This window comes from Streptomyces sp. RPT161 (assembly GCF_027533845.1).
GTDB lineage: Bacteria > Actinomycetota > Actinomycetes > Streptomycetales > Streptomycetaceae > Streptantibioticus_A > Streptantibioticus_A silvisoli_A.
Genome location: NZ_JAPZVN010000015.1, coordinates 146,244 through 154,475 on the forward strand (window position 1 = coordinate 146,244; position 8,232 = coordinate 154,475).

General features: G+C 66.8%; 6 protein-coding genes. 3 read left to right on the top strand and 3 right to left on the bottom strand.

Annotation, left to right across the window (positions count from 1 at the left end; translation table 11 throughout):
* The first annotated feature begins 1 nt into the window (after position 1).
* Genes O5O46_RS25570 through O5O46_RS25580 form a run of 3 tightly spaced genes read left to right on the top strand, consistent with a single transcriptional unit; the run spans position 2 to position 3,896 of the window.
* Entirely contained in the window at positions 2-1,375 is a 1,374-nt protein-coding gene (locus tag O5O46_RS25570) for a TfuA-like protein (protein WP_269857917.1), read from the top strand.
* Positions 1,372-3,093 carry a tryptophan 2-C-methyltransferase gene (gene tsrT, locus O5O46_RS25575; protein ID WP_269857918.1) on the top strand — a complete coding sequence of 574 codons (1,722 nt, stop codon included), beginning with the start codon at positions 1,372-1,374 and terminating at the stop codon, positions 3,091-3,093. The genes O5O46_RS25570 and tsrT overlap by 4 nt, the downstream gene beginning before the upstream one ends.
* Positions 3,090-3,896 (top strand): SDR family oxidoreductase, encoded by an 807-nt coding sequence (locus tag O5O46_RS25580; RefSeq protein WP_269857919.1) that lies wholly within the window; start codon positions 3,090-3,092, stop codon positions 3,894-3,896. The genes tsrT and O5O46_RS25580 overlap by 4 nt, the downstream gene beginning before the upstream one ends.
* 386 nt (positions 3,897-4,282) lie before the next feature.
* Here the strand turns inward: O5O46_RS25580 and O5O46_RS25585 are convergent, their stop codons facing one another.
* The 3 genes from O5O46_RS25585 to O5O46_RS25595 form a co-directional block, all read right to left on the bottom strand.
* Positions 4,283-5,047 (bottom strand): hypothetical protein, encoded by a 765-nt coding sequence (locus tag O5O46_RS25585; RefSeq protein WP_269857920.1) that lies wholly within the window; start codon positions 5,045-5,047, stop codon positions 4,283-4,285.
* A gap of 391 nt (positions 5,048-5,438) precedes the next feature.
* Positions 5,439-7,382, bottom strand: a complete 1,944-nt coding sequence (locus O5O46_RS25590; protein ID WP_269857921.1) for a hypothetical protein — start codon at positions 7,380-7,382, stop codon at positions 5,439-5,441.
* A 483-nt stretch (positions 7,383-7,865) separates the two neighbouring features.
* The coding region (locus O5O46_RS25595) for a transposase (RefSeq protein WP_269857922.1) at positions 7,866-8,232 on the bottom strand (367 nt) is incomplete at its 5' end.

The window sequence follows — 8,232 nt, forward strand, 5'->3', positions numbered from 1 at the left end:
CATGACCGTGCACGTTTTCGCCGGGCCGACCATCACTCCGGAACGGATCACCGACCTGTTGCCGCAGGCCGAGGTGCATCCGCCGGTACAGCACGGTGACCTGCTGCAGTTGCCGGTGTCCGGCGGGGACAGCGTGCTGATCATCGACGGGCTTTTCCAGCAGGCCCCCGCTGTGCGGCACAAGGAGATCCTTCACCTGATCCATTCCGGGGTCCGGGTGGCCGGGACGAGCAGCATGGGCGCGTTGCGGGCGGCCGAGCTGCACCGGTTCGGCATGATCGGCATCGGCCAGGTGTTCCGCTGGTACGCCGACGGCACGGTGACCGCCGACGACGAGGTCGCGGTGTCGCATCTGAGCGACGAGGACGGCTACCGCCAGATGTCCGACCCGCTGGTCTCGGTGCGATACGGCCTTGAGTGCGCCGTCGACGTCGCGATCAGCGCCGCGGAACGCGACGCGTTGTTCGCCCGAGCGGCGGAGCTGCCCTTCGCCCGCCGCAGTTGGCGGACACTGTGGCGGATCACCGAAGCCACCCCGCTCTCCGATGCCGCTGCCCGGGCCCGCGGCTATCTCGCCGAGCACCCGCAGAACGCGGACGTGAAACTCCTCGACGCCGAATTCGCCCTGCGCTGGATGCTCGACAATCCCGTGCCGGCGGACGCCCTCCCGTCGCACGGCGCTCGCCCGGCCACGCTGAACACGGTCTACCTGGCGGACTGGCGTTGGGAGAACACTCCCGCACCGGGCGGCGACTGGCAGGTCAGCGACTACCACGCCCTTGGCTTCCTCCAGCTGTTCCTACCGGCGTATCCGCGGATCAACCGGCACACGGCGATCACGCAGATCGGTGGTGACGCGGCGGGCGCACTCGCCGCGGCGCGGGCGGCAGGTCTTCTCGGTGCCGGGAACGAACCCGGCCCAGGTATGCGCGAATGGCTCACCGACGACGAACTGGCCACCGGAACGGGCGGGGAGCTGGCGCTCACCGCTCTCGTCCGGTCCTTCCGCACCGCGCCCGGCGTACGAACCGGCCACGCGCTGCCGGAGCTTGTCTCTTCGGCCCAGCCGCTGCTACGGCTGGCGCGAAGCTGCGCCGCCGCCGCGGGAGCGTTGAACGCGGCCCGCCGACAGCGGCATCCGGAATTCCGGGTGGAGCACGTGCGGACCGACCTGGTGGAGGAGTTCTTCACGCAGCGCTGGCGGTGCTCCGACCTGGAGACCGCCTGCTGGGACCGGGGATTGACGGGTATCGGGCAACTGCACGAGCTGGGCAGGTACTTCCTGTTGCTCGGGCGGTCGGGCCGGGTACCGGAACAGGCACTCGCGGCGGTGATCGTGGGCGCCGCGACCGAGCAGCGCGAGGAGCGCGGATGAGCAGAGGCCTGATCACGCTGGTCAACCCGAACAAGGTGCACCCACCGATCGCGCCGTACGCGCTCGACGTGCTCACCACCGCACTGGAGCGGGCCGGCTTCGCGGTGGAGGTGCTCGACCTGACCTTTCACCGGGACGACTGGCAGTCCTACCTGAACAGCTACTTCTCGGCCAGGACACCGACGCTCGTCGGCGTGACCGTCCGCAACACTGACACCGTCTACGCGTTCGAACAGCGCCCGTTCATCGGCGAGCACAAGGAGATCATCACCGCGATACGGCAGTTGACGGACGCGCCGATCATCGGCGGCGGCATCGGGTTCTCGACCATGCCCTTCGCCCTTGTCGACTACTTCGGTATCGACTACGGCGTCAAGGGCCCCGGCGAAGAGATCATCTGTGACCTCGCCGACGCGCTCGTCACCGGCCGTCCGACGAACACGGTCGCCGGGCTGATCCGCAGCACCCCGAGCGGTGTCACCCGCGTTCCGCCCCTGGCGCTCACCTCCCGGCCCCGCACGCAGACGCTGCCGGACACCGGCCACAACGAGGCCCGAGTCTGGCAGGTGGACCGGGCAGGCACCTACATCCGGCGCACCGGCACACCGTTCAAGGTGGACAATCTGGAGTACTACCGGCGGGGTGGCATGGCCGGCATCCTCACCAAGAACGGCTGTGCCTACCGATGCTCGCACTGCGTCGAACCAGACGCCAAGGGCGTACGGTTCGCCCGCCGTGACGCGGCCGCCGTCGTCGACGAGATGCAGTCACTTGCCGCATACGGCATCTTCGACCAGCACACCACCGACAGCGAGTTCAACCTCGCGATCGGACACAGCAAGAACGTGCTGCGCGAGATAGTGCGCCGCAAGCACGCGAGCCGGTTCAGCCCGCTGCACCAACTCCGGCTGTGGGTGTACTGCCAGCCGGCGCCGTTCGACGCCGAACTCGCCGGCCTACTCGCCGAAGCCGGCTGCGCCGGCGTCAACGTCGGCACCGACCACGTCCGCTCGGACCTGCTGCAGGGCTGGAAGACCACTGAGAAGGGCACCAGTTACTACACCTTCGCCGACACCGAGAACCTGGTCCGGCTGTGCCACGCCAACGGCATGCTGACCATGGTCGAATCGCTGCTCGGCATGCCCGGCGAAAACGAGGAGACCCTCCGCGAATGCGTCGACGCGTTCATGGCCCTCGACGCGACGGTCACCGCCTTTTCTCTCGGCCTGCGGCTGTTCCCCTACACACCGATGGGGATTTCGATGGCTGAGGAGTGTGCCGGGATACGGACCCTGCCGGGCCTGCAGTCGAACACGGCTACCGGTCCGATCGTGCTCAAGCCACTGTCCATGTGTGACGGCCCGGTCGAGTACGAACGGCAGTTCATGTTCGACGAGCGAGGCGACTTCAGGCTGGTGTGTTACTTCTCGCCGGAGCTCACCGAGGACGCCGGTACCGTCACCGATCCGACCGGGCGGTGGTACCGCTCAGTCGATCTGCTGTGGAGCCTCGTCGATCCCGCCGACCACTACCGGGTGATGCTGCCGACGGTGTCCGGATCGAGCGAGCACGACAACAACTACGCGGACAACCCGTTCCTGACCAGCCTGACCGTGCTCGGCTACACCGGAGCGTTCTGGGCGCACTGGCGGGACCGGGAGGCTATCCTCCGGGAATCCCGCGACGCGGGCATCGTCCAGCCGGTTGGTGCGGCATGACGCGTGGGCTTGCGCTGATCACGGGTGCGGGCGGCGGCATCGGCAGCGCGATCGCCGTCGCGCTGGCCGAAGCCGGCCTGTCGGTCGCCCTGTTGGGTCGCCGCCCGGAGCCACTGGCCAGAACCGCCCACGCCTGCGCCCGGTTCGGCGTGCCCGTCGTCGAACTACGCGCCGATGTCACCGATCCCGCCCAGGTGCGCACCGCGGTGGACACGGCCGGCCCCGTCGATCTGCTGGTGAACAACGCGGGTACGGTCGACCGGCACGAGGTGCCGCTCTGGGAGGCCGACGGCGACCAGTGGTGGCGTACCTATGAGACCAACGTGCGCGGCACCGTGAACCTCTGCCGTGCCGTGCTGCCGGGAATGATCGCCAGAGCCAGCGGGCGAGTGGTCAACATCAACTCCATCCTCGCCCTGCGGCACGAGCCGCACTACTCCGCTTACAGCGCCTCGAAGATGGCGCTGCTCGGCCTGTCCGGCATGCTCGCGGAACCTTTGCGAAGGCACGGGGTCCTGGTGTTCGACATCAGCCCCGGCATGGTTCGTACCGACATGACGCTCGGCATGGCACTGTGTGCTGGCCGAACAGACTGGACGGCGATGGACCTCATCACCACCGCGCTGGTCCGACTGGCGGCCGGCGAACTCGACCCGCTCGCCGGCCGCTTCCTCCACGTCGGCGCGGATGATCTCGACCTGCTGCTGGCCAACGCGACTGCCCTGGCCGGTGGCGAAGCCCGCACCCTTCGCCTGAGCGCCTATGGCCCGGACGACCCTCTGGCGTCGATGATCACCGCGTAAGGCGGCCCGCATGCGGACGCCCGCTGAGCGGTCGCTCCCAGCCCGGACGCACTCAGTGCGCAGGGCCGTGGCGCGCGCAGCGAGCGCGGCCACCAGCGACGTCGGCGAACCGCCCGCGGGTGGTGCGCGACACCGGCAGGGCACGTCACGAAAGGAAAAGAGCCCAGCCCAGACAGAGTCTGAGCTGGGCTTCTCTCTGAGCCGCCTAAGGGAATCGAACCCTTGACCTACGCATTACGAGGGCCTGCAAGATCGTGACGGGTGGTGCCGCGTGATGGCGTCGAATCCCGTCTTGCCTGGTCAGAGGCTTGTTGATCTCACGCGTGTGACGTTCAGTCCAGCGTGTGCTGCGGCGTCCGCTCACGCAGTGCTCACGCATACCCGCTCTACTCGCTGGCGTCAGGGACCGGCTTCAACTGCTTCTCGATCTCCTCGATGCGGCGTTGCGTGGCAGCGGCGTTCTTCTGCTGGCGCTGGAGCTTCGCCTTCGCTGCCGCCAGCTCCTTAGCGAGGCGTTCTCGGTCAGCCGCCCCACGGTCGGCGAGGATTGCCTCGTCGCTGTACGCCGGTCCGATGCGCTCACTGTGCACGACGCCACGACGACCAGGGCACTCCGGACAGTCGACGACAGAGGTCGAAACGTAGCTGTTCTCCCGGTGCTGGGTATAGCGGACGACATGGTCGCAGGTGAGCGTCAGCTTCCAGGCATCCTGATCTTTCTTACGCTCCTCCGCTGAGGGCCAGGAAGCGAAGAGTTCGCTGAGTTTCTTGATCTGCTGGGGACCCATCGGAGGTGGTGGGCAACAGCCGAAGCAATGCGTCACACGCGATCCGCTGATGCTCCAACGGCTGCTTTTGCAGTCTGAGTGGCGCTCCCGGAAGCGTTCCTCTGCAACCTCGTACTCTCGCTTCTCTTCCTCGGTGAGCCGCAGAAGCGGCGGCCAGTCCCCGAGATCATCGCGCATGGGCTCCCCGCAGCCCCGGCACGGCTCCCCAGCTTGGTACTCCTCCCAACTGAGATACATCCCTTCGCGCTGCCACATCTCTCGGCGCTCGGTGTCCCGCCGGTCCCTCTCCTCAGCTTCGAGCGCCTCTCGCCGGGCTCGCGCGGCGGCGCGCTGCTGACGTTGCGCCTCGGTAAGTTTGGCCATGGAGCCTTCCGCTGGTGGGTAATTCCGTCGCACAGGACGGCAACGTCATCCTCCGACAGTCACCGTCAACCTGGTTGCGGCATGCGGTTTTGAAATGAGATTGACCGTGTTGGCTCGGAATCCGGTCACTACCGACCAGTTCTGACTGCACGCACAGCCCCGCAGCCATCGATTTTCAACATGCTTCGGCACCACGCAGGGTGGAACGAACCGTGGAGGACAACGGCACGCCGATGGAGCGAACGCGGGCGCTCGATAAGGAGTGTTGGTCTCGGTTGCTCTGGGGCCCGGAGAGACTCTGGGAAAAGATCTTCTCCCAGGCGGTGGACCAGCGGGGTGGGGGCTCTCGCCAGGCGCCATGTTGCATGATCAAGTTCACGCGAGTGCGACCTCATTTGGCATTCGGAGGTTTCGGCCACGCTGTGCCCTTTGATGCGGCATCGAGGATGTCGCCGAGCCGCAACCAGGCGGTCGGTCCGGCGTAGGAGGCCGGGCTGGTGGCAAAACGGGACCATGCCTCGTCGTCGTTGCCGAGTGCGTTCAGCACGACTGAGGTGACAATCTTGTGCGCGGTACCGTACCGGGCGCCGCCGACGGTGAGGGCTGTCCACGCTGGCAGGGCCAGGATGAGTTCCGGCGCACAATCCGACAGCGCCAGCACCTGCCGAGCCCATGCCTCCCTCAAGTTGGGGCCGCCGCCCAGACGCCTCCGAAGGTCCGCGGTGATTCGGAGCAGCGCCGATTCAGGGGCGGAATGGCGTGCCAGGACGTCTGTGAAGGAGAGTTTCGACCGGTACGAGCGCGAGGCGAAGGAGAGCAGCAGCTTCTCAATGAGGTCGTCGTCGCCGGTATGCCGAGCCAGGTAGTCGTGCAGGACCTCGTCAGAGGCGTCGGCCAACTTTCCTACAGTGACCTGCCTGGGTTCTCCGAGCGCTGAGCCGCGGGACGCCGTGGCGGGATCGCCCAGGATTCCCTCGATGGCTGTGCGAAGCTCAGCCAGCCGCCGGTCGTCCTGCTGCGCGGTGTAGCCGATGTGTTCCCATGGGCTGCGGGAGCGCGGATGGACGTGCCGGATCACGGCGCGTGCCTTCTCCTTCACCTCTTCTGTCACGTACGGAAGGTGCAGCAGCATGGCGTGTATCCAGCGCAGATCTCGGGGGCCTGGGCGGCCGGGGTCCGGGTCGGGCTCCCATAGGCGCAGGGCATTGACCGCAGTGGCCGCGAAGCGTTGGCCGAGCGCGGCGAGAAGCTCTTCCGAGGCGCGCCATGTATGCGGCTCGCCGTAGCGTGTCTTCGCCTCGGCCGGGGTGAGGATGTAGCGCCAGGAGCCGTCCGCTGCGGATTCCGCCCAGGAGACCGCGGCCTGAAGACCGTACTTCCGGACGTCGATGGAGTCATCGAAGAAATCCTCGATGCGTTGGCGGACGCCTGGCTCCAGCACCTCGAATTCGTCAGCTAGTCGGTCGCGTGCCTCCTCCTCGGACACTCCGTCCCTCAGCAATCGGCACAGACGTGTGATCAAGTCGCTGACAGCGAACGCGCCCAGGTCATCGGTGGCAATCTCTTCCAGCAAGGACGGCTCCACGTCCCAGGGAATGGTGCCGAGAAGATGCTTACGGATGACGGACGTTGTGTGGCCATCCTGCGCCCACTCGACCAGTTGCCGGTGGCGACTGGTGTGCAGAGTCACGACGTGCTCCCACATGGTCTCCCAGGCTTTTCTCGCCGCCCTATGCCGGTCGTATCGCGCCAGAACATCCTCTTCCCCGGACTCATCAGCGCGGTTCAGCCGAGGAAACTCCGGAAGGAGGTCGAGGGCAGCGGAGAACACGGCGTCATGCAAGTCGGGCTCGCGCAGGATCAACAGCGCGGCGCTGGGCCGCTCCAGAAGTTCCGGGGTCATGGGCTGCCGGTGCGGTCCACGGCGCTTCAGCTCTGCCACGATCGCCTGGGCCAGGGGTTCGCCGCAGCGTTCGCGGCCGAGGACACCGAGCTGTGTCACGGAGCAGCGCCGCAGTGCTTCCTCGCGCAAGGCATCCGGGCACGAGGGGTGCGCGAGTGCCGCGGCAGCCAGAGTCATGGACGATCCCGGGTGCGGCTGGGTCCCCTTGCCCAGATCGCTGTCCACTGCGTTCTTGAGCATCCAATCCGGTGCCGAGCCGCTGAGTGCGCCAAGGAGGAGAGACAGCAGGAGGTCGTCGCGGGCGTGTCCTTCCGGCAGCTCCCGTGTTCTCTCCACTGCCATGCGAATCGGTGGAGAGTCCGGGCCCGCCTCTGCGGCGATCGTACGGAGGAATTCGATGGGAAGCCCGGAACGCGGCTCTTCGGTGGTCATGCAGTCCCCCACGGATTGTCTCGTTGCGTTGTCCATGGTGACCCATGCCACCGGCAACGCGGGCAACAAGCGCCCAATAGCTTCGAAGCCCTGGCCCGAGTTAGGGCACGCGGAGGCCATGCGCCGCCCCCGGGACGGTCTACATCAACTTGTCTTGGGCGTTACCTGTAGCGGGAAACGAGAATCGAACTCGCGCTCTGAGCTTGGAAATCACGGGCTCCCCAGTCTGCCAGAGCCCCTTCTGACCTGCACGGATGCCTGCGGCTCCGGGCTGCTGGGGATCCCAACCGGTTCATCGTTGGCCGTGGTTTTCCGTCCCATCTGACATGGTTCTGGCACTGCTACTCAGACCGCACTGTGGGTGCTAGCGCAGCCGAGGTGGGCTGTCTCAGCACCGGCTTCGATTCACGCATCACGGCTTGACCTGCGGTCACGTCCGCTGGAGTGGTGTATCGACGGCCACTCGGCGATCTCGTTTTGAGGCTATGCGGTGAGTTCGGTGGGCAGGACGGTGTCGTCGGTTTCTGACTCGATCGGGTGGAGACAGGCTTTGGCGAGGAGTTCCCGGCCCATGTAGCGGCGGGCCTCGGTCCACTCGTCGTTCTGCTCGGCTAGGACCGCGCCAACGAGCCGGATCACGGCGGTGCGGTCGGGGAAGATGCCGACCACGTCAGTGCGGCGGCGGATCTCCTTGTTCAGTCGCTCCTGCGGATTGTTCGACCAGATCTGCCGCCAGATCTCGCGCGGGAAGGCGGTGAATGCCAGCAGGTCATGCTGGGCGGCGTCCAAGTGGGCTGCGGCTTTGGGGAACTTGGCCTCCAGCGCGTCCAGAACGTGTGTCATCTGGGCC

Coding starts and splice junctions, on each gene's coding strand:
- O5O46_RS25570 (WP_269857917.1), top strand. CDS start 2: ATGACCGTGCACGTTTTCGCCGGGCCGACCATCACTCCGGAACGGATC.
- tsrT (WP_269857918.1), top strand. CDS start 1,372: ATGAGCAGAGGCCTGATCACGCTGGTCAACCCGAACAAGGTGCACCCA.
- O5O46_RS25580 (WP_269857919.1), top strand. CDS start 3,090: ATGACGCGTGGGCTTGCGCTGATCACGGGTGCGGGCGGCGGCATCGGC.
- O5O46_RS25585 (WP_269857920.1), bottom strand. CDS start 5,047: ATGGCCAAACTTACCGAGGCGCAACGTCAGCAGCGCGCCGCCGCGCGA.
- O5O46_RS25590 (WP_269857921.1), bottom strand. CDS start 7,382: ATGACCACCGAAGAGCCGCGTTCCGGGCTTCCCATCGAATTCCTCCGT.